The 23,469-nt window shown below is 43.2% G+C and carries 25 protein-coding genes; all 25 read right to left on the reverse strand.

Going from position 1 to position 23,469, the window contains the following annotated elements; all coding sequences use genetic code 11:
- Positions 1-59: 59 nt before the first annotated feature.
- Positions 60-491: a flagellar basal body-associated FliL family protein gene (locus tag UF75_RS08470; RefSeq protein ID WP_045574172.1), complete on the reverse strand. Its 432-nt coding sequence runs from the start codon at positions 489-491 to the stop codon at positions 60-62.
- A gap of 8 nt (positions 492-499) precedes the next feature.
- Complete coding sequence (locus UF75_RS08475) at positions 500-697, reverse strand: flagellar FlbD family protein (RefSeq protein ID WP_045574173.1); 198 nt, start codon at positions 695-697, stop codon at positions 500-502.
- Positions 698-724: 27 nt separating this feature from the next.
- Entirely contained in the window at positions 725-1,174 is a 450-nt protein-coding gene (locus tag UF75_RS08480; protein ID WP_045574174.1) for a flagellar FliJ family protein, read from the reverse strand.
- An 81-nt stretch (positions 1,175-1,255) separates the two neighbouring features.
- Positions 1,256-2,527 (reverse strand): flagellar protein export ATPase FliI, encoded by a 1,272-nt coding sequence (gene fliI / locus UF75_RS08485; protein ID WP_242860168.1) that lies wholly within the window; start codon positions 2,525-2,527, stop codon positions 1,256-1,258.
- A complete protein-coding gene (locus tag UF75_RS08490; protein ID WP_242860167.1) occupies positions 2,433-3,386 on the reverse strand; it encodes a FliH/SctL family protein in 954 nt (317 codons plus the stop codon). The genes fliI and UF75_RS08490 overlap by 95 nt, the downstream gene beginning before the upstream one ends.
- Positions 3,370-4,374: a flagellar motor switch protein FliG gene (gene fliG, locus UF75_RS08495; RefSeq protein ID WP_045574176.1), complete on the reverse strand. Its 1,005-nt coding sequence runs from the start codon at positions 4,372-4,374 to the stop codon at positions 3,370-3,372. The genes UF75_RS08490 and fliG overlap by 17 nt, the downstream gene beginning before the upstream one ends.
- Complete coding sequence (gene fliF / locus UF75_RS08500) at positions 4,375-5,967, reverse strand: flagellar basal-body MS-ring/collar protein FliF (protein ID WP_045574177.1); 1,593 nt, start codon at positions 5,965-5,967, stop codon at positions 4,375-4,377. It abuts the gene before it with no gap.
- A 271-nt stretch (positions 5,968-6,238) separates the two neighbouring features.
- Entirely contained in the window at positions 6,239-6,574 is a 336-nt protein-coding gene (fliE, locus tag UF75_RS08505) for a flagellar hook-basal body complex protein FliE (RefSeq protein ID WP_045574178.1), read from the reverse strand.
- A gap of 5 nt (positions 6,575-6,579) precedes the next feature.
- Positions 6,580-7,080 carry a flagellar basal body rod protein FlgC gene (gene flgC, locus UF75_RS08510; RefSeq protein WP_045574179.1) on the reverse strand — a complete coding sequence of 167 codons (501 nt, stop codon included), beginning with the start codon at positions 7,078-7,080 and terminating at the stop codon, positions 6,580-6,582.
- Between the two features lie 4 nt (positions 7,081-7,084).
- The gene (locus tag UF75_RS08515; protein WP_045574180.1) at positions 7,085-8,224 is read right to left on the reverse strand and encodes a chemotaxis response regulator protein-glutamate methylesterase; all 1,140 of its coding nucleotides are present in this window, start codon (positions 8,222-8,224) and stop codon (positions 7,085-7,087) included.
- Positions 8,208-8,654: a chemotaxis protein CheW gene (locus UF75_RS08520; RefSeq protein WP_045574181.1), complete on the reverse strand. Its 447-nt coding sequence runs from the start codon at positions 8,652-8,654 to the stop codon at positions 8,208-8,210. The genes UF75_RS08515 and UF75_RS08520 overlap by 17 nt, the downstream gene beginning before the upstream one ends.
- A gap of 217 nt (positions 8,655-8,871) precedes the next feature.
- Positions 8,872-11,019, reverse strand: a complete 2,148-nt coding sequence (locus tag UF75_RS08525; RefSeq protein ID WP_045574182.1) for a chemotaxis protein CheA — start codon at positions 11,017-11,019, stop codon at positions 8,872-8,874.
- Between the two features lie 470 nt (positions 11,020-11,489).
- A complete protein-coding gene (locus tag UF75_RS08530; protein ID WP_045574183.1) occupies positions 11,490-11,858 on the reverse strand; it encodes a flagellar protein FlaG in 369 nt (122 codons plus the stop codon).
- Positions 11,859-11,882: 24 nt separating this feature from the next.
- Positions 11,883-12,215, reverse strand: coding sequence for a hypothetical protein (locus UF75_RS08535; RefSeq protein WP_045574184.1), 333 nt, complete (start codon positions 12,213-12,215; stop codon positions 11,883-11,885).
- Entirely contained in the window at positions 12,215-12,607 is a 393-nt protein-coding gene (gene fliS, locus UF75_RS08540) for a flagellar export chaperone FliS (RefSeq protein ID WP_045574185.1), read from the reverse strand. The genes UF75_RS08535 and fliS overlap by 1 nt, the downstream gene beginning before the upstream one ends.
- A 42-nt stretch (positions 12,608-12,649) precedes the next feature.
- A complete protein-coding gene (gene fliD, locus UF75_RS08545) occupies positions 12,650-14,287 on the reverse strand; it encodes a flagellar filament capping protein FliD (RefSeq protein ID WP_045574186.1) in 1,638 nt (545 codons plus the stop codon).
- Positions 14,288-14,317: 30 nt separating this feature from the next.
- Complete coding sequence (locus UF75_RS08550) at positions 14,318-14,713, reverse strand: flagellar protein FlaG (RefSeq protein ID WP_045574187.1); 396 nt, start codon at positions 14,711-14,713, stop codon at positions 14,318-14,320.
- A 124-nt stretch (positions 14,714-14,837) separates the two neighbouring features.
- Complete coding sequence (locus tag UF75_RS08555) at positions 14,838-15,455, reverse strand: NeuD/PglB/VioB family sugar acetyltransferase (RefSeq protein ID WP_082075070.1); 618 nt, start codon at positions 15,453-15,455, stop codon at positions 14,838-14,840.
- Positions 15,456-15,462: 7 nt separating this feature from the next.
- Positions 15,463-16,581, reverse strand: coding sequence for a DegT/DnrJ/EryC1/StrS family aminotransferase (locus UF75_RS08560; protein ID WP_045574189.1), 1,119 nt, complete (start codon positions 16,579-16,581; stop codon positions 15,463-15,465).
- The gene (locus tag UF75_RS08565; protein ID WP_045574190.1) at positions 16,578-17,579 is read right to left on the reverse strand and encodes an NAD-dependent epimerase/dehydratase family protein; all 1,002 of its coding nucleotides are present in this window, start codon (positions 17,577-17,579) and stop codon (positions 16,578-16,580) included. The genes UF75_RS08560 and UF75_RS08565 overlap by 4 nt, the downstream gene beginning before the upstream one ends.
- Positions 17,580-17,621: 42 nt before the next feature.
- Positions 17,622-18,983: a glycosyltransferase family 4 protein gene (locus tag UF75_RS08570; protein ID WP_045574191.1), complete on the reverse strand. Its 1,362-nt coding sequence runs from the start codon at positions 18,981-18,983 to the stop codon at positions 17,622-17,624.
- Between the two features lie 35 nt (positions 18,984-19,018).
- Entirely contained in the window at positions 19,019-21,085 is a 2,067-nt protein-coding gene (locus UF75_RS08575) for a glycosyltransferase family 2 protein (RefSeq protein WP_045574192.1), read from the reverse strand.
- Positions 21,086-21,328: 243 nt separating this feature from the next.
- Entirely contained in the window at positions 21,329-22,513 is a 1,185-nt protein-coding gene (locus tag UF75_RS08580; RefSeq protein WP_045574193.1) for a flagellin, read from the reverse strand.
- Positions 22,514-23,040: 527 nt separating this feature from the next.
- Positions 23,041-23,271 (reverse strand): carbon storage regulator CsrA, encoded by a 231-nt coding sequence (gene csrA, locus UF75_RS08585; RefSeq protein ID WP_045574194.1) that lies wholly within the window; start codon positions 23,269-23,271, stop codon positions 23,041-23,043.
- Position 23,272: 1 nt separating this feature from the next.
- A partial coding sequence (locus UF75_RS08590; protein WP_045574197.1) for a flagellar assembly protein FliW occupies positions 23,273-23,469 on the reverse strand: 197 nt, incomplete at its 5' end.

Genomic DNA, 23,469 nt, shown 5'->3' on the forward strand with positions numbered 1-23,469 from the left:
CATACTTGAAGTTGAGGTTTGTAGCCCGGGATTCAAACTACGAATATCGTACCGCCACTTTACTGGTAGACTAACGACAGAAATAGAACATCTGTTACTTTGTTTTCTGCAACTTCATTAAGCCGTTTTATTAACTCTTCTCTCAACTTTTCGCGAGCAGCTGGGGTTTGTACATCATTGAGGGATTTGTTGGCTAAGACCGTATTAACTCGGTCTTTTAAAAACGCATCCTCGTTCTTTAAGGTAACTTCCGCTTTAGTATCGATGAGTTGAAGCGTAATGGACGTCTTGAGAAAGGCCCCCCCCTGCAAATTTACGGTGAACTCGCCGATAGGCAGCAAAGGCCCCGACTTCTTAGGTGCGCTAGCTAAAGTTCTTGTACTGTCCGAAGTCTTAAAAATATACTTTTGTGCCCCAATTGTTCCACCCACACCTATTCCCACGCTTAAAAGTATCGTAAGAATCGTAATAATAAGAGATTTTCGTTTCATAAAATTGATCAATCCTCCACTTTGCAAATCTGGCAGCACCTACGAAATTCGGCGATCCGCTCAATCAGCTCCTCAATCCGTTCTGACACCACGTATTTATTTCCACCCGCCAACGTAATGACCGTATCTGGGGTTTCTTCCATCGTTTCAATTAGGTCGGAATTTAAAGAAAATGTTTTTCCATTTAAGCGAGTGACGTAAATCATCTTTGAATCCTCCGTTAATTTAACTCGTTATTTAACAGATTTTTTTCCAAGCCAGTGAAGAATTTGGCCAGTTTCATCCAATACCTTTTGTTCCTTCTGCAACTCTGCAACTCGAAAGGCTGTAGCTTGTTTTTCTTTAAGACGCTCATATTTCTCGACCTCACGATGTGCTTCAAATAAACCTCTCCGTGCCGTCTCCATGACAATTTCTTGCTCTCTTCGTTCTGCTTCATAGTGATGTAAGCGCCGCAATTGTAGCACTGCAAACTGTTGGCAAAGTTTCAGTTCTTCTGGCCGATGACGTCCAGCTTCCCGTTGACCTTCTTGAGCTTCATTATAACACGCTTGTTGTCCCATGCAGGCCATGACACAGGCTTGCCAGCGCTGAAGTTCTAGCGCGTACTCCCTTTGTGCCGACTCTAAAACCTGTTTAGCTAGTTGGAGGCTTGCGTCCAAGCGAAAGCGAAATCGTGCCATTATTTTCACTCCTTATCCAGCACTCAACTTTATTTACCTTTTGGGATAGATAAAGTTGAGTGCTGGGTTAGACCCTAACCCTCACGTAAAGATTTCCCGTAATTGTTGAAGCGTTTCTTGATATTTGACATGTTCATCTACCCTTTGTCGAGTGAACGCTTGAATGCTGTCCATATGGGCGATGGAGGCATCAATCTTGGGGTTACTTCCCTGTGTATACGCCCCAATGTCAATGAGATCTTTGGCATCACGGTAAATTGCAATATGTTCACGAGCCTTACCTGCTAATTCCATTTGTTCCGTACTGATAACATCATTCATAACTCGACTAACAGATTGTAAAATATCAATCGCCGGAAACTGATTTTGCATAGCGAGTTCCCTAGTCAAAACAATATGCCCATCAAGAATTCCGCGAACTGAATCCGCAATTGGTTCATTATGATCGTCCCCATCCACTAACACGGTATAGATACCGGTAATACTTCCTTTCTCCGCCATACCTGAACGTTCCAATAGTTTTGGTAAAAGAGCAAAGACCGAGGGTGGATATCCACGGGTCGCAGGTGGTTCACCCACCGTAAGGCCCACTTCCCGCTGTGCCATCGCAAAACGGGTCACCGAATCCATCATAAGGAGCACATTTTCCCCTTGATCTCGGAAATACTCAGCGATCGCTGTAGCCGTAAACGCAGCCTTTAAACGGACTAAAGCAGGTTGATCTGACGTTGCTACAATAATAACTGATCGGGTTAAACCCTCAGGACCTAAATCCTTTTCAATAAAGTCACGCAGTTCTCGGCCCCGCTCTCCAATCAAAGCGATAACATTGACATCAGCGACGGTATTTCTAGCCATCATGCCCAGCAAAGTGCTCTTGCCCACACCAGACCCAGCGAAAATTCCCATCCGTTGTCCACGGCCAATTGTAAGAAGCCCATCGATTGTTCGAACCCCGACACTCAACATGTCCAAGATTCGAGGACGCAATAAAGCGTTGGGTGGTTTGTTTTGCAGTGGGTACGCTGTTTCTGTCTGCAGCGGACGCTCATCAAGCGGGTGTCCCAATCCATCGAGAATTCGACCGAGGAGTGCTGGCCCTACTGGCACGGTCAGCTTTTGTCGCTGAGAAAGCACACGGTCTCCCGGTGCAATCCCTTCGAGCTCCCCTAACGGCATGAGCAAAGTGGTTGAATCCCGAAAGCCAACAACTTCAGCTGGAAGTTCTCGTCCATCACGCGTGATGATATGGCAATATTCACCCACACTGGCTCGCGGGCCAGCTGCCTCCACCATCAGGCCGACAATTTTTGAGACCCTTCCTTGAGCCGAGATCGGTTCTGTCTGTTCCACAGTCTGGGCTAATCGATTCCAGGCCCCCATGTTCGAGCTCCTCTCGTAGGGTATGTTCCAATTTATCTAATTGGGCTTCTAGTCGACCGTCAAAAACACCTTCTTGACACTCTAGGAAACAGTCTCCAGAATTCAAAGACTCATCAATAATCCAAGGACAGGGTAGGTTCCCTTCGAGCAAATAAGTATCAGTGGGAGCCACGTGAAGCCGCCATCCTTGACGTTCCAAGGGTAAAAGGGTTAAGGCTTGAATGATGTCAAGCAAGCGTTGGGGTTCAACCGCTATGGTTGAACGAACAATGCGTTCGGCAATTTTTATCGCGAGATGAAGTAACTCACTGTCAACTTTTGCATATTCCTCTTGAACCGCCCTCTTTACTAATAGTAAGAGTTGATTGGCATTTTCGGTCAATCGGTTTCCCTCAGTTTCTCCCGCTTGCCGTCCCGCTTGATAACCCTCCGCTTGGGCTGCGGGATAAATCTCTGCTTGTGCACTCTCGATAACTTCTTGACGTAAGCGCTCCAAGTCGGTTTGAGATTGAGCAACGATTTCCTGAGCACTAGCTTCAGCCTGAGCTAAAATTTTCTGCGCATCTGCTTTTGCATCAGCAAGGATTTTCGCCGCCTGCTCTTGAGCGTCTCCAAGAATCCTTCCCGCTTGGTCGATTTCCTCCACTACTAAAAGGGTATCCCTATCCTCAAAAAGTTCAGTTTTAGAGTTCTGGCTCTCTTCTCCAATATTGACAACCGCTAAACATGTGTCCAACTGGCGAAACCCTTCCAGGCATTCCACTATTCGAGGTGTGGATATCTGTACATCGTAACTTTTGACAACGCACCCGTTAATAGATAATCTCATCACTACCTCCTCGGGAAATGACAATCGCACCACTTTCCTCAATCTTACGTATTACCTTTACAATGCGCTGCTGAGCTTCTTCAACATCACGCAAACGCACTGGGCCCATGAATTCCATATCGTCTTTGAGCATTTGACCAGCCCGTGAGGACATATTCGCCATAATTTTTTGAGCCACTTCGGGATTGGAACCTTTGAGAGCCAACCCCAAATCTTTAGTTTCCACTTCGCGCAAGACCAACTGAATGCCGCGGTCGTCCAGAACGACGATATCTTCGAAGACAAACATCTGTCGCTTGATTTGTTCGGCTAAATCAGGATCATCTACCTCCAGGGCATCCATGACAACTTTAACTGTTCCTGGATCCGTCCTATTAAGAACGTCCACGATACTTTGGATCCCACCCGAGGCCGTATAATCGGTCGGGGCTAAGCTGGAAATCTTGCGTTCTAAGACTTTTTCTATTTCTTTGAGCACTTCCGGACTCGTGCGGCCCATAGTCGCTATCCGTTTTGCCACATCTGCCTGTCGGTCTTGGTTGAGGCTAGCGAGTAAAGTTGCTGCTTTTTCAACTGGGAGGTGGGTCATGATCAGAGCGATCGTCTGGGGGTGTTCACCTTGAATAAAGGAAAAAAGCTGTTTGGGATCTGTCCGGCGTACAAGGTCAAAAGGCCTCATCTTCAGCGAAGTCGACAAGCGACTGATGATATCGAACGCTCGAGTTTCTCCAAGAGCCCGTTCTAATACTTCTCGCGCATAATCGATGCCCCCTCGAGAAATATAGTCATTCGCCATACACAACTGATGGAATTCTTCTACGACATGATCCCGCTGTTCGGGTGATATTTTCCCGACATTAGCCATTTCAAGAGTCAACTGTTCAATTTCTGAGTCCCCAAGATGTTTTATCACGTTGGCCGAATTTTCCGAACCTAAGGCAATCATTAGAATCGCAGCTTTTTGGGTTCCCGTTAAAGTTTGCGCCATCTACTTCTCCTCCGATAGCCATGTTTTCATTAAACGGGCAGCCTCATCCGGGTTATCGCGGGAATATTGTTCAACAGCCTCTTTTGTCTTTTGCTTTTGGATTTCTTCCACGGTCTTTGCACTTTTCTGAGCAAAATTCAGTTTCGCCTCTTCTTCTGCTAACTGTTGTGCCATGAGTAGTTCTGCAGTAGCGAGTGACACGGGCTCTGAACCATTTAGATTTAACATTTTGTCAGCACTTGCTTTTCGTGAACGTTTTCGTAAGTAAACGAGAAATAGTATAAGGCCGAGTAATGCGACGGCTCCAATTTCGGCATATAAGACAAGCTGCTGCCGTTTTTGAGCGCTTTCCATTGCCGATAATTCTTTCTGTAAATCTGTTTTATTAAAGGGTATAGCAGCAACTTGAATATCATCTCCACGGTTAGCATCCACTCCTGCTGCAGAAGCTACTATCGTTTTGATTTGGTCCAGCTGGCTCTGGGTAACTATATCTGCATCTGCCATCACCGAGACGGAAAGGCGTTTAACACTACCAGGACTGACCATTTGTTCTTCTTGTGTTGTGTCCACCTGATAGTTTTTAGTACTGGTGATTTTCGTAGAAGTAGAATTTACACCCTGGGCAGTAGGATACGTCGGAGCTCCATTGGCAGGCAATCCCGGTGTCCCTCCGGCCGCTAAAGTGCCATTTGTAATACTTTCATTAGAACTCTGCTCACTGACCACTGCACCCGGTCCATTGATCTGTTTAGTTATTTTTTTCTGATCAAAGTCCAATACCGCACTGATTCGAACAACCGTCTTACCCGAGCCCAGCACTCGATCGAGCATACTCTGAAGTGATTTCCGAGTATCTTCTTCGATCGTTTGTTTAAGCTGATATTGGGTAACTGTCAATTTTTCAGGGTCATTTTTTTTTCCTAAGACATCTGATAAAACATTTCCGCCAGCATCCACAATCGTCACGTTCTCCGGTTTCAGACCTTCCACTGAACCAGCCAACAAGTTGGCAATGGCACGCACCTGATCTTCCCCAAGTTTCGTGCTCGGGGCAAGTTTCAAGGTTACCGCTGCAGTTGCCGTTTTTTGGTTATCCACAAAGAGTGACGGTTCAGGCATCACGATATGTACGCGTGCATCCTCCACACCGTTCAATGTCTTTAAAGTATTCTCTAATTCGTTCTGTAATCCAAGCGCATAACGCAATTTCCGATCAGCATCCGTCTCACCCAGGCGCATGGTATCCAAATTACTAAAGCTGAATTTACTTTCTTGAGGGAGCCCTGCACCGGCAAGTTGCAAACGCAGGTCTGCAGCAGACTGTTGCGGGACCATGACGGTTGACCCATTATCCGCCAGCTGATAATCCGCTTTCAAGTCTTTTAGTTTCGTCGTGATCGCTCCAGCATCAGCATCATTAAGCTTGGTAAAGATCGCCACATACTGTGGGCGCCCAGCCCACATAACCAGGTAAATCAACGCTCCAGCAACTAAAAGAGGAGCAAGCACCGTTATAATTTTCTGTGGGCTAGAAAGGTTATTCCAAAAGGTTTGTACTGATTGCTTAATTCCGGCCCAAGAAAAATCCACCCTCGGCTCCTCCTTTCATTTTCGATGCACGAAGTTCGATGTTCGATGCTCGAATGGAGCCGTTCGTTTCGAACGATTCAAACAACGAACCTCGTGCCTCGCGCCTCGCATTAAATTATTTTCTATAAATCTATGGGGGTTCTTAATACCCCCTGAAAAAGCACGCTTAAAAACGTATCTCTTTATAACAACCTACTAATACACGAATCGAGACGTTCGTTATAGAACGTTTCCAACATCGAACCTCGTGCTTCGAGCATCGTGCCTCGAATTATATCTGCATACGCATTATCTGATTGTACGCGTCTAATACCTTATCACGCGTTGCTACGGTTAAGGATAACGATAGGTTGGCCTTTTCTAACGCCACCATTACTTCGGACAAATCTTGAACTTGGCCGGTCGCCAGTGCCAGACTGCCTGCATCTGCTTTTGTTTGTAAAGCATTCACTTGACCCAAAGCATTACTTAAGAATTTTGAGAAATCTGTTCCTGCCTTATACGCACCGTCTCCAGAACTGACATGAGGTGAAGCCTCAACGCCTGTTGGAGTCATTGTATTAATTATTCCGAGGGGCATAATGGGGGCAATGGGTTGAATACTCATCTATTTTACCCCTTTCCAATTTCAAGTGCTCTGGACGCCATTGTCTTACTAACATTAAGGGCGGTAACATTGGCTTCATATGCTCGTGAAGCAGACATCATATCGACCATTTCAGTGACAATATTCACATTCGGATGCCGCACATATCCTACTGGCAATCCTGCCTCAGCTACTTTAGCGGCATCTGGAGAATCGGGATTATATTCTAAGCGGAAGGGTTCAGTTACTTCATTATAAATACTAGCTACTTGCACTCCATTCCCATTTCCGTTTCCGACATTTTTACTCCCCAGAGTATCCCCGAGCACTTTAGAAAACGGTGATTCCGAGGGACGCGGAACGAACACGGCCACTTGTCGACTATAGGGTATCTGATTTCCTGCTGCGGTTAATTCTCCCGTGCGTGTAGTATTGATATTGGCTATGTTACTAGCGGTGAGATCCATTCTTAAACGCTGGGCGGTTAAACCTGAGGCACTAATATCAATTGCTCCAAAAAGACCCACGGATTCATCCCCTCCTCATCACACACTCAACAATCGTTCGCCCAATCTCTCCGAGCGGTACAATTCGATCTGCTAGACCCGCATCTACCATAGATCTAGGCATCCCGTAGACAACACAGGTCTCTTCAGACTCAGCGATTCCAAACCCTTCTAAGCCCTTAACTTCTTTCATACCTTTCGTACCATCGCTTCCCATTCCAGTCATCACCACTCCAAGGGTACCTTTTCCGACTTCCTTCGCCAAAGAAAGAAACATGACATCCACAGAAGGATGATAGAGAGTGGGAATTGGAGCTTCATCTCCAATATGAAGGATCAGCTGTCCCGATCGACGCTGGACCTGAAGCTGTTTACCCGCCGGAGCGACATACACAATTCCTGCTTTCAGCGTTTCTCCGTGTATTCCTTCCCTAACATTGAGAGCACAAAGTCCATTCAACCGTTGGGCGAGCGGTCCAGTAAACCCTGGAGGCATATGTTGAGCGACTAGCACCGGAACCGGAAAATTGACAGGCAGAGTCGGCAGTACCGCTTGTAACGCAGAGGGCCCTCCAGTCGACGTACCAATAGCTACAATTTCAATCGCATGCTTTGGTAACAGGCCCACTTTACCCGTGCTTGCCGGACGTAAGCTTTGCAATATACCTGGCACAACCGTTGAAGCGGGAACCGCTACCTTTGAGGTAGGAATTTGAATCGTTGGCCCTTTACCCCCGAGCCTAGCAGGATTTACTAAAGCTGCCGCTTTTACCTTCTCTATCAGATCACTGGAAAGCGCCTGTAGATCCGCGCCCGGCCTTCCTGACGGTTTGGCCACAACATCGACAGCCCCCAGATCAAGGGCTTTCAACGTGTCTTTTGCCCCTTCCGTCGTCACCGAGCTTAAGATAATCACGGGAGTCGGTTGCCAACGCATAATTTCTTCCAGCGCTTGCAGCCCATCCATGATCGGCATCTCAACATCCATTGTTACAACTTGGGGACGAAGAGCCTGGAGTTTCAAAATCCCTTCGCGCCCATCTCGCGCGGTATCCAATACTTTAATACCAGGATCCTGACTGAGTATTTTTTGTAGGGTTAGCCGCATGAAGGGAGAATCATCGACGATTAGAACCCCAATAGGTGTTTTAAGCGCTGACGTCATGGCTTGCTTCTCCACCCATGATGTGATCAAGGTCCAAGAGAATGAGCAAGCGCTCTCCAATTTTTCCAACACCACGTATGAACTGAGCATCCATGCCTAACGCAATCGGTGGAGGTGGCTCAATTGCTTCACTTTCTAAACGCAAAACTTCGGTTACCGCATCCACTCGAATACCAAAAACCTTCGTCTGCACTTGTAAGACAATGATCCGACTTAGGTCAGTCTCTTCCACTCGTTCCATTCCGAACCGGGTACGCAAGCTGATCACAGGAATAACATTTCCACGCAGATTAATAACTCCCTCTACATAATCAGAAGCTTTAGGCACCCGAGTAATCGGCGGAATTCGGATAATCTCCTGAACACGCATAATATCAACGCCAAACTCCTCAGTTCCTAAGCTAAAAGTAACTAATTGTTCTTCTGCCATTGTTAAACCCTCCCTTTATCGATGTTCGTGATTCGATATTCGTTGTTCGAACTGGATTAAAAACTTAAAAAGTTTTCAGGAATTTATTTAAGTTTCCTTTTTCGATGCGCGCTGGAAATGTTGATTGATCGAAGTGAGATTCAGATGTAAATCGTATTAAAAACTGATAAGTTTTTATTCTTATTCGAACCTCGAACTTCGAACCACGAACATCGAATTAAGCTCTGCGTGTGACTAAAACGTCTTGGATTAGGGATCCGATATCCAGAATCAAGGTGACTTTACCATCTCCAAGGATCGTGGCACCGGCAATTCCGGGGAGATTATTGAGTAAATCACCCAAAGATTTAATAACGACTTCTTGTTGTCCACGCAGTTCATCCACAATCAGACCCAATGCTTTATCGCCAAAGCCGACAACGACGACAAAGACTTCACTACTTTCGGTTTCTGGGGTTGGAAGATCGAACTTCTCCTGTAAAGAAATAAGTGGTAACGTGTTGCCACGCAATTGAACCATTGGCAGTCCACCCACGGTTTTGATATCCTCTCGATTGACTAGAAGAGTCTCTAAAACGGAGGAAAGTGGAACAGCATAAATTTCTTGACCAACTTCTACAAGAAGAGCCTGAATGATCGCTAAAGTCAAGGGCAAACGAATGGTAAAGGTACTCCCCTTCCCTTTCCGAGTTGTGATATCCACCATTCCCCCAAGACTGTTCAGAGCCTTCTTAACAACGTCCATCCCGACCCCTCTGCCGGAAATATCTGTCACCACATCTGCCGTGCTAAAGCCCGGCAAAAAGATAAGATTGGCGATATCCCGTTCAGAGAGTTCCTCTCGCTCTCCAATTAGGCTTTTAGAAACCGCTATTTGGCGTATTTTATCGAGGTCTAACCCTGCCCCGTCATCCGAGATAAGAATAGCTATATGATTGCCTTCATGATATGCATTCAGTGTAATCGTACCAAAATCTGATTTACCTGCCTCACGACGCTCTGCAGGTGACTCGATCCCATGATCCACCGAGTTCCGAATCAGATGCATTAACGGATCCCCGATAACTTCCACGACCGTCTTATCCAGTTCTGTATCTTCCCCTTTTAGGATAAGCTCTATTTCTTTCCCTGTCTTTTTAGCTAGATCTCGAACTAAACGAGGAAAACGATTAAAGACTGTCCCGATCGCCACCATACGTAAGCGCATAACACTTTCTTGGAGGTCATTCATTAAACGACCCAAGTAAACATTGGCTTCATTCAAATTGTTGACCATACCGTCCGTGCTATACTGACCCTTCAGATCTAAACCGATTTGTACCAAACGAGTCCGAGTAATAACCATTTCTCCCACAAGGTTAATAAGGTTGTCCATCCGTGCCGTATCCACGCGAATCGTATGTACTTGAGTATTCCCTTCTCCATTCGGTGCTTCGATATTCGGAGCCGAGAGTGCCTTCCCGGACTCTTTTGGTACAACGACCGCCTTTGGAATAGAAAGGGGCTTCATTTTTTCTTCAGCCAACACATTATCGATAACGTTGATCGTTTTATCCAGTTCTTCTATCCCCTCAATATTTAGATAGGGATGGACGAACACATCTACCAACTCCGAAATTTCCAACAGTTCCCGTTGGATCTCTTTCTTGGATTCATCACAAATAATGAGCATTGAAAAACTTTCTGCATTCCCAGTTTCCAGCTCTTCAACACTCGGAAGAAGCTTAATTACAGTTCCCATTCCCTCGATCCGCTGGGTAGCCATGACAGCGCGAACTGCCTTCATTAACGTATTCGGCTCTAAGGTTATGTCCACCTGATATACACCGCGTCCCAAGCTAGAACCATCGTTTACTTTTTCTCGCTCAGGCTGGGTTAAGGAGAAATCAAGTGGGACATAATTTTCCAAAACTTCTTCTTGAACTGCATAATCGGTCGCTGAAACATCTGGTTCTTCTCTATTTAATAACAACCGCATCGAGGAAACTAAATCCTCGAACCCAATCGTAATCTCTTGCCGCTGTCCTACTTGCGCCAGCATCGCTTTAACTCGATCAGTCACCGCCAATAAAATATCAATCATTTCAAGGGAAACTTCGATTTTACCCTGACGTAACCGATCCAATAAGTCTTCAGCCGCATGGGTCAGTGCAACAATCGGTGTGAAACCCATTGTCCCTGAAGCTCCCTTCAAGCTGTGAGCTGAGCGGAAAAGATCATTAATGAGTCCTATATTCCCTCCCTCTTTCTCCAATTGCAAAAGACCTGATCCGAGCCTTTCGATCTGTTCCTGGGAATCTAATAGGTAAAACTCTAAAAATTCCTCCAGATCGACCCCCTGGTTTTGGTCGCCATCTTGGCTCATACTATGCCCACTCCTATCTTTTGGATCTCCTTAAAACGGGAGTCCATTCTATGAAAAACTGTTATCTAATCTCTTATGTACGCAACTTTCGACACAGGTTTATAAGATAATAGGTCTAATTATTTTTAATTCGCTATCTTTTTCCGAATTCCTCCAAAAAAAAACCAATAAACGTCATTTAACTCCATTTTCTAATAGTAGCATCAAGTTGCAAAATCGTATATAGTTCGTTCGACAAAACTCTTAAAAATATTTTTGTATACATCCATATAATACGAAAATTTGCTCCTTTTTGTATTGCGTTAAGAATAGCATCTAAAAACGACCCCAGAAATAGTATATTCGTCATAACTCGATAGGACTTTCGGGTAAAGAAAACAGGCAGAGTGCATAATTCGCATGCACCCTGCCTGTATAATACTGTATAATGATGAGAGTTTTTGAGTTTCATTAACGTGCTTCGTTCATTTTTAGACTAGTTCGTCGAACAATAACCCGGCTATTTGAGTAAAAGAACCTAAAGTATCCAAAAGTTGTTTAGGCGTAATCTCACCTAATACATCTTCGCTTGATTGATCAATTATCTTAACAACGAAGCTCTCAGAATCTTCATGAACCTTAAACTCGAATCGTTTATCAATAATTCCCATCAGTCGATTGAGCTTTTCCGCTGCCCTTTCGACTTGTTCACGCGGAATTTCTTCACGGGCAGAGGGAATTTCACCTTTACGATTAATGACCTTACGAGGAGTCTCTAAAGAACGGTCCAGCTTTTGCCCGGGAAAAGCATCCATCGGAATCATGGTGGACTGAGTATTCGGTTGAATGGGATTGATCATCACTAATCCCTCCTAAATCGCCCATTATCGTTTCCAATTCATTTGGCTGACTGCCGTGGTACTCGCAGCACTATAGGCTTTTGAAACCTGATGTTGTCGCTTGCTGCTACCCATTCGAATCTGCATTGCCTCAATGATAGCTTGGCTATCTTGCTGGATTTCACTAATTAAGTTCTTCCCTATTGGGGAGATTTTAAAGCCCTTATCAGGAGTCTGCTCAAGGATGACCTGTAACTGCTCCCGTTGATTCATAAGGTCATAAAAGAGCTCCATATCCTGCTTAGCCAAGAATTTCAGCATTTCTTTGGTTAAAAACTGATAATCTTGCCACAAGGCTTGCGCCGTCTTCTCCACCATTACTTGCCAACTGCTCGTGCTACTTGAGTTTGTTTCATGGCCTCTACCCAGGCATCCCTTAACTCCTGTAGAACCTCTTTAGCTTGTTGCAACAGTGTAACATCTTTCTTAATGTTCCCTTGAATCAGGCAATGTTCCGTATATTCATAAAGCTGTGCCCAGGTTTTCGATAACTCATAGCTCATATCTAACGTGAGTACAAATTCACGTACAATGTCCTGCACCCGTATATTCGCGTTGTGGGATTTTGGTATATCCCCCTGTTCCATCGCCAAAATACTTTCAGTCAAAAATCTTAAAGCTCCATTATAGAGCAATAACGTTAATTGTTCCGGCGAGGACGTCATGATCTGTTGATTCTTATAGGCATTTGCCATTTGCGGATTCACCATACTAAACCCTCCCAATGATCTTTTGTCCTGTGTACCCCGCCACTACGAAGTGCTCCCAACCGATGATAACCAACTGCTCTGGGAGTTTAATTGTTGCAATGCGACTTCCATTGCATTGAACTGCTTATAATAGGCAGCTTGCATAATATCAAATCTGTCCGCTGCATTGTATATCATCGCAGTGTAGTCCTCAATTTTCTTAGCATAATTGCTTTGCGTATCGTATTGGGTATTAGATGTGGTGCCAGCTATTTGATTCAATTGATCCATAGTAGTCTTGATACTATCATACAATCGCCCCGCGATCCCTTGGCTGCTGGTATCGATAGTGCCGTCCGTTTTCTCTCCACTAGCACCAAACAACTTATACAGTACATCAGGATCTGCACTTAACGCTTTCCGTAATTTATTAGTATCTAAGTATAGCTTTCCATTTTCGGAATAGTTGCCAGTAGTAATACCGATTGAGGCCGCACTATTATAAGCGATAGATTTTCCAGTACTCGGATCATAGGTGGCATTAATGCCGGAAACAGGGCTAGAGAATGAATTCCGCATGCTGTTCACAAGGCTTGCCAAGGTCCGGTCATTATGGAGCAAGCCACTCTTTGCCTTAGCCTCCCAGGCTGTAATATCCGATTCCTTCATAGCCGACTTTTGGGCATCTGTAAGAGGCAAATAATCTTTATAACGTGTTTCATTCACCTTATTATTAAGCTCAGCTAGGATTTTGTTATACGAATCAACTAAAGATTGGATACTGGCAACTGCAGCATCCGTATCATTGATTACGCTTACGCTGATTGCCGTTCCTGAAGCCAGCTTAGCGGCTATATCGACTCCTGTCGCATCAGGCGTTACACCCGTCAGACTATATGTCACACCGGAGATCGTGAAAGTATTGCTTGCTTGGCTCAAAGAAACCCCGTCAAGCTTAAATTCGGCATTTAAGCCTTTTACTGGGGTACTTGAATAGATTCCAGAACCTGCAGAAGTCTCAGTAGTTCCCCCAGATAGCTTTAACTCTCCCCCTAAAAAATTCAATCCATTCTGATCACTACCATCAAAGTTAATTTCCGAAGATGTTCCAGTATTGGTGGTGGTTAGGAAAAATCGATCTAAGATACCATCATAACTAGCCTTCACATTAACGCCAGCTTTATTAAACTTACTCACAACATCATTAATAGTGTCGGTTAGAGGATCAATTGAAATCGGCTGGCTTACAGCTGAACCATTTTTAATATTTATAATAAATGGATCAGTCGTTGACATACCAAGTTGTGTAGCAAGCGTACCCATCGTCGGTGGTATCGTACTAGAAATAGACGCCGTACTCGTTAGATTCACGCCACTAGCTAACTGTGCAACTACTAAGGAATGATTCACAGCTGCTGCCTCTGCATTAGCTGTCACGGTTGCTACCGAAGTATTACTGGAAGTGACCTTATTTGGGCTTAAAGTCCCCTGAAGTTTATAATTAAACAACGTATCACGGAATTTGCTGATATCATCATACACTGTATTGTAAGCAGTCTTTTGCCATTGCGCTACCGTTTTCTTTTGTAACAAAGCATCACTTTTTGCTTGCTGACCAGCCATTAACTTTGTTACGAGAGCGTCAATGTCCATGCCCGAACCAGACAGACCATAAGTTCCTCCTACCGAACTAACTGACATGTTTAAAACCTCCTATCGAAAAACTAATAGCTATATTTTTTTATCCAAGAGTATCCCAACATAATCCCGAATTGCAGCCATTGTATCAAGAAATTCACTAGATGGAAATTCTTTCAGTACTTTATTATTAGTTTGGTCAACTACTTGAACCATCAGTTGGTTCGATTTTTCATGAACCTTAAAATGAATTGTTGCATCCATTGCTTGTACAAACCGATTCATGGCTTCCGTCATCTGGGTTAGATCTTTTAGATTTACCGGCTTGTTCTTGGCCTTGTCGTCAGTTGAAGCAGTCAGCAATTTATTCCCAATGTCACCTGACTCCTTCGTTGGAACACCGACAATAGATTGAGTAGGGGGATTTGTCTGCGCTACAATTGCTGAACTACCAAAATCTACAGATGTTTTTACTATGCTAATATCCAAATTAAACACCTCTGAATTCAATCATCTAGTAAATGTATCGTAATAAGTGTTTAAAATCTTTAGTCTTAATATAAAAACTATCTCAATAAAAGCCAGAACTTTCCCTAACCTTCAAACAAAGATGTTATAAGTTATATTTATTCTCCTTGATTTCATAGTTCGAAATATAAATCTTATTTTCTTCTACATCATTCAGAACCGTTGCTCCTGCCGCAATTATACAATTATCTCCTATTGATACTCCTTCTAAAATCGTAGACCCTGCACCAATATAACAATTTTCTCCTATTTTTACACCACCAGACACGCAGACAGAATTAGAGATCATGCTATAGTTCTTAACAATTACATCATGAGAAATTACACAATTATGATATATGAATACATGGTCTCCTATTATCGAATTTACAGATATGATGGTCTGCGGAAAGACAACAACTCCTTGTCCTAAAGTTGCAGTTTTATATATTTTAGCATCTAATGATATTAAATTTATAAAACTATTCAGTTCCATTTCTTCCAACTTTCTCCTGCGCAGTTTCATAGATCGATAGCTACCTAATCCTGAAATAAACTTTACTTCCTCATCAAAATTGCTCATTTCTTCTAATTTACCTAATATCTCCTTACAGTGTTTAACATCATCTAAAAAGCCAATCACAGTGTATTGCTCTGAAGCAATCTCCCCTATCTCTCTACCGGTCCCACCATAGGTTAGAATTACAACTTTATCTTTCATCATTTCACCTTTATTGCAAAGATAGAATATCTAAAGTGTTCCTTGAAACAAAATCTACCATTTTAATATCTAATCCTTGATATAGAGGTAGCGCTAACCCAAACTTATATAACCGCTCAGAATTATTACCTATGGCTTTTTCACAATCAACACTGTATTTTCGAGCATAGTATGAAAGCATATGTAGTGCATGAGCACCTATATTCGTTTCAATTCCTCTTTCCCGAAGAATTGATATTATTCGATCACGGTCACATGAATCAGCTAACCTAATCATGAAAGTTTGCCACGCATGTCCATTTACCTCTTCAGGCAACTGGACTTTATCAGAAATAAGAATATTTCTATATATTTTTTGTATTTTTTTTCGTTCAGTTAGCCAATTATCAAATTTCAATAATTGAACCCTACCCAAGGCGGCTTGAATATTGGTCATCCGGTAATTAAATCCAGGCAAAATAAAGTCCAAACCTTTTTCAGTACGCTGAATGCCATGATTACGCCATACACGTAATTTAGCGGATAATTCAGTATCATTAGTAGCAATGGCGCCACCTTCTCCAGTGGTAATTGCTTTACGCGGATGGAAAGAAAAGCAACCTACTCGTCCAAATGCGCCTACCTTCTGTCCATTTTGTATCGCACCTAATCCACAGGCAGCATCTTCTACTACGAGTAAATCGTATTCCTTAGCGATCTGCATAATCGCCGTTATATCTACCGGACACCCAAATTCGTGGACAGGCATAATCGCACGAATTGTTTCAGGCCCATGCCATTCTGCAATTGCTCGTCGTATATTATCTGGTGCAATATTGTAAGTAAATAAATCTACATCTACGAAGATAGGTCGTGCACCAACTAATTCTACTACATTAACAGTAGCTGGAAAGGTAAAATCCGGCACAAGTACCGCATCACCTGGACCTACTCCCAAAGACAGCAAAGCCAAATGCAAAGCCGCCGTACCTGAGGATACCACGACCACTTCTTTGCATCCAATATATTCAGCCAATTCCCGCTCAAAAAGTTCACATTCTTCCCCATGAACTAATTGCCCGCTCCGCAATACCCGCTCCACGGCGGCACATTCTTCATCAGCAATACTTGGCACTGATAAGCGGATCATGGTGTCACCTTCGCTTTAAATATTTCTGGTAATTCCGGCATCTCATCCATATGTTTACGATACCAATCTGCCGTCCGAACAATCCCTTCATCCAAGTCTACTTTTGCTTGATAGCCAAGTAATTCCCTTGATTTTTGTACACTTGGAATTCTTAATTCGATGTCTGCAGATAGCGCTTCGCGAAATACTATTTTTGACTTTGAGTCCAATACTCGACAAACAGCTTGTGCTAGACCATAAATTGTCGTTATTGCTCTAGCGTTTCCAATATTGAATGATTCACCAACCGCATTCTTATGTGTTAATGCTAACATAGTTCCATCAATCATATCGTCAACATAACACCATGCACGAATTTGATTTCCGTCACCAAAAATATAAATATCCTCATTTTTTAGCGCTTTGCGTATAAATATTTGTATGGCCCCTTCACCGAGCTGGCCCGGTCCATATATATTAAATGGCCTAACAGTTACAGTTGGCAAACCATACTGGCGATAATATGCATGAGTTAAATGTTCGCCTGCCAGCTTGCTGACTGCGTATGTCCAACGAGCTTCACCCACCGCCCCAGTTACCGTCTGACTCCCCTCGTCCACTTTAAAAGCATGAGAGCCAAAAACTTCCGACGTCGAAAAATCTATAAACCGTTCAACCGTTCCAGCATTACAGGCTGCTTCCAAAACATTGGCGGTTCCAAGCATATTCACCCGCATTGTATTTACAGGGTTTTTCAATGTATTATCAATACCAGCAATCGCTGCCGCATGAATAACGAGCTGTGAACCCTGAATAACACTTTCGAGCATCCGATAGTCTAAAATATCCCCTCTAACTAATCGGAGATTTTTGTGTGTCGCATATAGTTTCCCCTGAAGAGAGTCTCGGTCAAAATTATCATATACCACAATTTCATTATCATCGATAAGTCTACCAATTAAAGTAGAACCAATAAAGCCCGCACCACCGGTAATAAATATGCGCTTATTTTTTATCATTTCGTCTACCCACTTCCTAATCTCCGATCTCGAATACAGCACCTATAATCCTTTGTAAATAGAAACCAATTTTTCCGCCACAACATTGGCATCATGGTACTGTTCCGCATACACCCGTCCTCTTAGCCCCAAGTCAGGTAGCATGTCTTGATTGTTTAGGACGTTTCTTAACACATCCGTAATTGTATCCGGATTAGCGATAAGCAATGGCAATTCCCCAGGATATTTATCCTTCATATATTCGCTAATCCAACAAACGACAGGTTTACCCATGGCCATTGCTTCAACAGCCAGTAGCCCATATGAACCAATCAGAATCTGATCAATAATTAAGTCAGCCTGTTGGTAAGTGGCTTTGGCTTGATTATGGCTCATTCCCTGAATTAGTTGGAAGTCAAAATCATACTCTTGGCGTAACGTATCAATAGCTCGTAAAATATATTCCGTTCCTTTAACTTCCGGACTTGTCGGCGCATGCACAAATAGCGGACGGGGATTTGGTTGGGTTGGCTTTGGATAGTAGCTACTCAAATCTATCGCCTGCCGCAAGATATGGACCCTGGGAAAATAATCCTTAACATAAAGATACAATTCGTGATCACCGACAATACAGTCCTGAATATGGATAGCCGTCTTTTTTATATCATTCACCATTTTTAATTCATCTGTATTTTTTACGCATATATACGGATTATGCTTACGTGCTACAGAAAGACGCCGCACATCTGATCCCCAATAATGCATGACTCTCTTTTTGCTTAATGGCTCCAATAACGACAGATCAGAATGATCAAATGTTAATGTTGTACCGAAATGAAAATGGAAAATATCATAATTACTGAGCATATCGGCTGCAAATGCCTTCGCTTTCAGATTAGCTTCTTCTTGTGTTCGACAGTCGCTAAATGATATGTCTTGCGCGGAATCATAGCCGAGATAGCTGTTGTAATAATTAACCGCCTGGGCCGAAATTCCCTTTCTTTTCAATGCAGCCGTCAACGTATTCATCTGATTGGCTATTTCCATTGTTCCTTGTAAAACCTTAAACCCTGTCGTCGGTAACCTTGAACTAGCCAAAACATCTGTTGCCATAGTATTCCCCAACATGTATAGCAAAGCATATGCACGAACTGCCTCCGCAGGGTTGTTGTCAATTGCCGATGCCATAAACAATAAATTTTGCAGCAAATCCTGATGATACGGATCTATCTCCAAGCCTTGCCGTATGGATAACATGGCATCACAGGCATTCCCTTTAGACAGATGCAGTCCCGCCTGCAGGGAGTACCCTTCCACATCGTCAGGAAAAAACTCGCAGTATTGGCGTAAGCTTTCCTCAGCTTCGGTGATTAAACCATGTTCTAGTAACCAGGCAATATCATTAGAAATTTCTTTTTTTTGCATTTTATTGCCTCTATTCGTATCGATTAATGACGATATTAATTGATTGTCTCATGCCTTTTTTTGATAATTAACGTTTTATATGCAAACAACCTGACGTCTCCGCCAATGATGGTTTCACACTCATTAACCATATTAAGTGCTTCCTCTAATTGCCCGGCGGTGATAAGGCTCTCCACATTTGCCAGCAGTTGTTTAGTCAACTGCTCCATCTCACCATCATCTTCCTTGTCTGATAGGGATCCAAGGATAATTTCAACACCTCTGCTCATATCCGGATAAACTTCCAAAGCCTTCCTTAAATATTGAACACTCTTACTACCATCGGATTTAGATCGTTCTGCAAGCATCATATAGAGCAAATATATTTCTTCCACATTTTTTAGATCAAAAACAAGCTCTTTGGCAAATACAATTTCATTATAGAGAGTTTGCAGATATATTGATCCGCTATAAAGATAAACAGCAAATACCTGCCTATACTCTTGTTCATCTAGTGCACCTGAAAACAACAAATATTTAGCAATATTCTTCGCCAATCGGGCTTTACTATATGTCACTGCGCCAGTCAACTCGATGGAAAATACGTATTGACGACTGCGGTTTAGGAACTCCTGCCGGTGGCAGTCCTCCAAATGTTTCATAAAATTCAGGATAGTCTGTTCAGTTAGAAGCTGTCCGCCGATCTCGCATAATAAATCATCTTGCATTAATGCAAAGAGCGTAAGGGAAAAATAGGGTTGCATTTGGTTTGGATCTTTGCGGAAAATTTCCTTTGCCAAATCCGCGACCGTACTTCTTCCCAACCTCACACGGTTCAGAGTACCGTAAAGGTCAGGTAGTTCGGCGAACATACTACTGTACGCATCCCGAACCTCTATTGATGCACCCTGCCACCTAGTTTCAGCATCTTCCACTACAGCTGCCGTCAACTCATCTCCAGCCTTGATCACTGATTGGTAAAATTGATAGTTCTCCGCAAAGCTACCTAGAGCATAATCCAATTGAACAATCATTTTATATACACTACCGCGAAACTCTTCGTTTTTCATCTCCGAATTCATCAGTATAGCAGTATGTTTTTTAGCACGTTCCAGTTCGCCTACTTTGATAGACATCGTTGCCATGTTGAAATGGGCTTCTATTGTATTATTTAATGTGTAATGGCTAATAGATATATCATACCGGATTTTCAATTGTGCAAAATTCTCTACCAGCAGTAAATAGCGATCATAATATTGATACGACTTTTCAAACTCTTCTCGAAGTGCATAGGTCTGCGCAAGGAAGAAAATTACATCCACATACTCAGGTTGCATTTCCAGAGTCTTAAGAGCGATGGTTACCACTTCTTCATCATAATATCCAGCAGCAACATAAAATTGAACCACTGCCCCTAAAATATAGATGTTCTGCTTCAACAATGCTTCATCCCTATTAATGAGATGGTATGCCTTTAAGATTTCGTGCAGTGCCTGCTTGTTATCTCCGTACATAGAATAGGTTACCGCCAACTGATAGCGATAATAGAAATTTTCCGGATCCTTTTCCAATTCCTTTTTGAGCAACAGGCTGGTTCGCTGAAATTTTTTATTCATCAGTTCCGAGTCAGTTGTCATATAGCCATAGTGCAACAAACTGGCCTCAGTAGGCAATAATTGTCCTTTCACATGGGGCTGGTTGTGGATGACTCCGGAATAACAGAAATCTGCTGCCCGTCGGAAAACACGAGCCGACATTAAAGGGAGCCGTTCATTTTTACGGCCAGTAATATTTATAACTGTCATTAAGGCCCCACCCACACTTTTGCCATGTTTAGCCTTAACAAATTCAACGATTCCTTTATAGTTTTCCAATTCCTCATCTGCATCAATAATCAGAACCCATTCCCCGGTGGCATAGCCAATAGTCGTATTACGCATGGCAGCAAAATCATTATTCCAAGGATGAAAAAATAGCTTATCGGTATATTCCTTGACGATTTCCACACTGTTGTCTGTGGAGCCTGTGTCAACAATTATAAGTTCAGATGACACTTCTTTCATTAAAGGTTTTAGACTCTCCAGACAACGCCGCAGGTTTATCTCTTCATTCTTTATCATCATACATATACTCAAAGTGAGCTTCCTCAAAATAATCATCCTTTTTTTGTAAATTACTTTATTTCTATCTCAAACTGAAACTTTGTTCTCAGGAATTTGCAATATTTAAGTAATGATATTATATATTGTTTCGGTCTTGTCAATCCGCTCACAAGCTGATACTTACAGTTATATCAAATAATATGTTAAAGCCGGAGCCAGAAACATGCGTTTCTGCCCCCGGCATGCAGTTATAAAGTTAAGTTCTTATCTTAGAAGTTGCAAAACGCCTTGCGGTTGTTGGTTGGCTTGGGCTAGCATAGCAGTAGCTGCCTGGCTAAGAATATTGTTCTTTTGGAAGCTCATCATTTCTTTGGCCATATCTACGTCACGAACTCGGGATTCGGCAGCAGTCAGATTTTCACTAGCTGAGCCTAAATTGTTAATGGTGTGTTCCAGACGGTTCTGGATAGCACCCAAAGAACTCCGTTGGCTAGATACTTTCGCAGTAGCGACATCAACTGTAGCAATAGCTGTTTGGGCTCCAAATTTTGTGGAAATGTCAATAGAACCTACACCCAGAGCAGTTGCGCGCATATCGGACATTGAGATAAAGGCAGTCTGTCCGGCATTAGCACCGATTTGGGTCATAACCGAAGCTCCCAGAGTATTCGATGCAGCTTGGAATTTGTTGAATACCATAGTAATGCTTTCGCCTACTTTCATGGTATTCAGTGTACCGTTGGTAACATCGGCAGTTGCAGTCGAAGCACCAGCAATACCAGAATTCAGGGTGATTACGATGGATGAAGTAAGAGTTAATGAAGTAGAGGCAGAACCACTAGGGCCAATAATCTGGAAATCACTGGCTGCAAAACCAGCACCAGCTTGGGATACCTTTACAATCATATAGGCGCCATCACTGGCCGCATTCCTGGTCAATGTAGCAGCCACAGCCGCGGAAAATGAAACAGTCGTACTACTGTTATTGTTGATCGAAGCACCACCCAATACTGCGGCAGCGACACCTTTGGCCGAACCATCCAGCAATTTCTTGGTGTTAAATTCAGTGGTATTGCCAATACGATCGAGTTCTGTCTGAAGCTGTTTAACCTCACCCTGGAGCTGTGTGCGGTCATCAGTGGTATTGGTATCATTGGAAGATTGGACAGCCAGCTCGCGCATCCGTTGGAGGATGCTGTGACTTTCGCTCAATGCACCTTCTGCTGTTTGAATCAATGAGATACTGTCTTGAGCATTCCGGGTACCTTGGTCTAAACCGCGGATTTGACCACGCATTTTTTCCGAAATTGCCAGACCTGCAGCATCGTCACCAGCACGGTTGATACGGAGACCTGAGGACAATTTCTCCAGAGATTTTGCGGAAGCAGCATTGTTAGCAGACAATTTGTTATAGGTGTTCAGCGACGCGATGTTGTGATTAATAATCATTATATATTCCTCCTTGATTTTGATGCCAGGCATCCTTGCCCGTGCATTTCCTATTGCTTGCTGTAGAATACTTAAACCCTCCGGCCGGTTGGGAAAAGGTTTCTACTACATTGCTTACTAGATATATCGCTAGTTTTTGATTTTTACCTTAGGGCTAATACCGGTCATAAATAACCATTTATACATTCATTAGTCGACCATTCTTCTAATTCCTCCTGTTTTCGTCTCCTTTTCCAAAACCAACGAGATAAGACAGCGAAAGAACGCGAATAGTAGATAACTTTCATAATCGTGGGAGCTTCCTTCGGTCAATCCCTAAGGGTACAACCCCAACGCATTAGAAGACAATTCAAATAATTAAAGCATCCCAGAAAAGCCAAGTCTTAGCCATTCAAGGATGCTTGTGTATGGTCCACCAAAGGAAGCTGTTAATCCTTACCTAAGGGGATGTGTGAAAACTTAGTCCCAAAATTCTAAGTGGTTACAACAAAGCACAAGTGGGAATGTGAAAACAACACCAACAAGTTCTAGGACAGCCCCAATACTTTTAGCACATCTAACTCCGAAAGATCATTGGAAACAGCTGCTTGTTTATTCTCTGCTGCGATGGCATCGAAAATTTCACCACGATAGATCTTGATTTCCTTAGGTGCCTCAATGGTCATACGGATGTTATCCCCTTTTATACTCACGACCGTCACTACAATGTTGTCACCGATAACGATTCGCTCGCCAACTTTGCGGGTAAGGGCTAACATATTACGTTCCCCCTTTGACAGCTTCATTTGGCAAGCCGTCTGGAAATAGTTGATGCCGGATAGAATATTCCGGTTTGTCTAAGATGACCTGCCTACCTGTATGATTGAGTCCATTCATCACTAAGGGTGCCAACAAGTTCACTGTCATATCCGCCAGTTTCCCTTTCACCGTAGCAATCAAAAACACCTGTGGCGGAT

It is taken from the genome of Desulfosporosinus sp. I2, from assembly GCF_000960765.1.
In the GTDB taxonomy this organism is placed as follows: Bacteria; Bacillota; Desulfitobacteriia; order Desulfitobacteriales; family Desulfitobacteriaceae; genus Desulfosporosinus.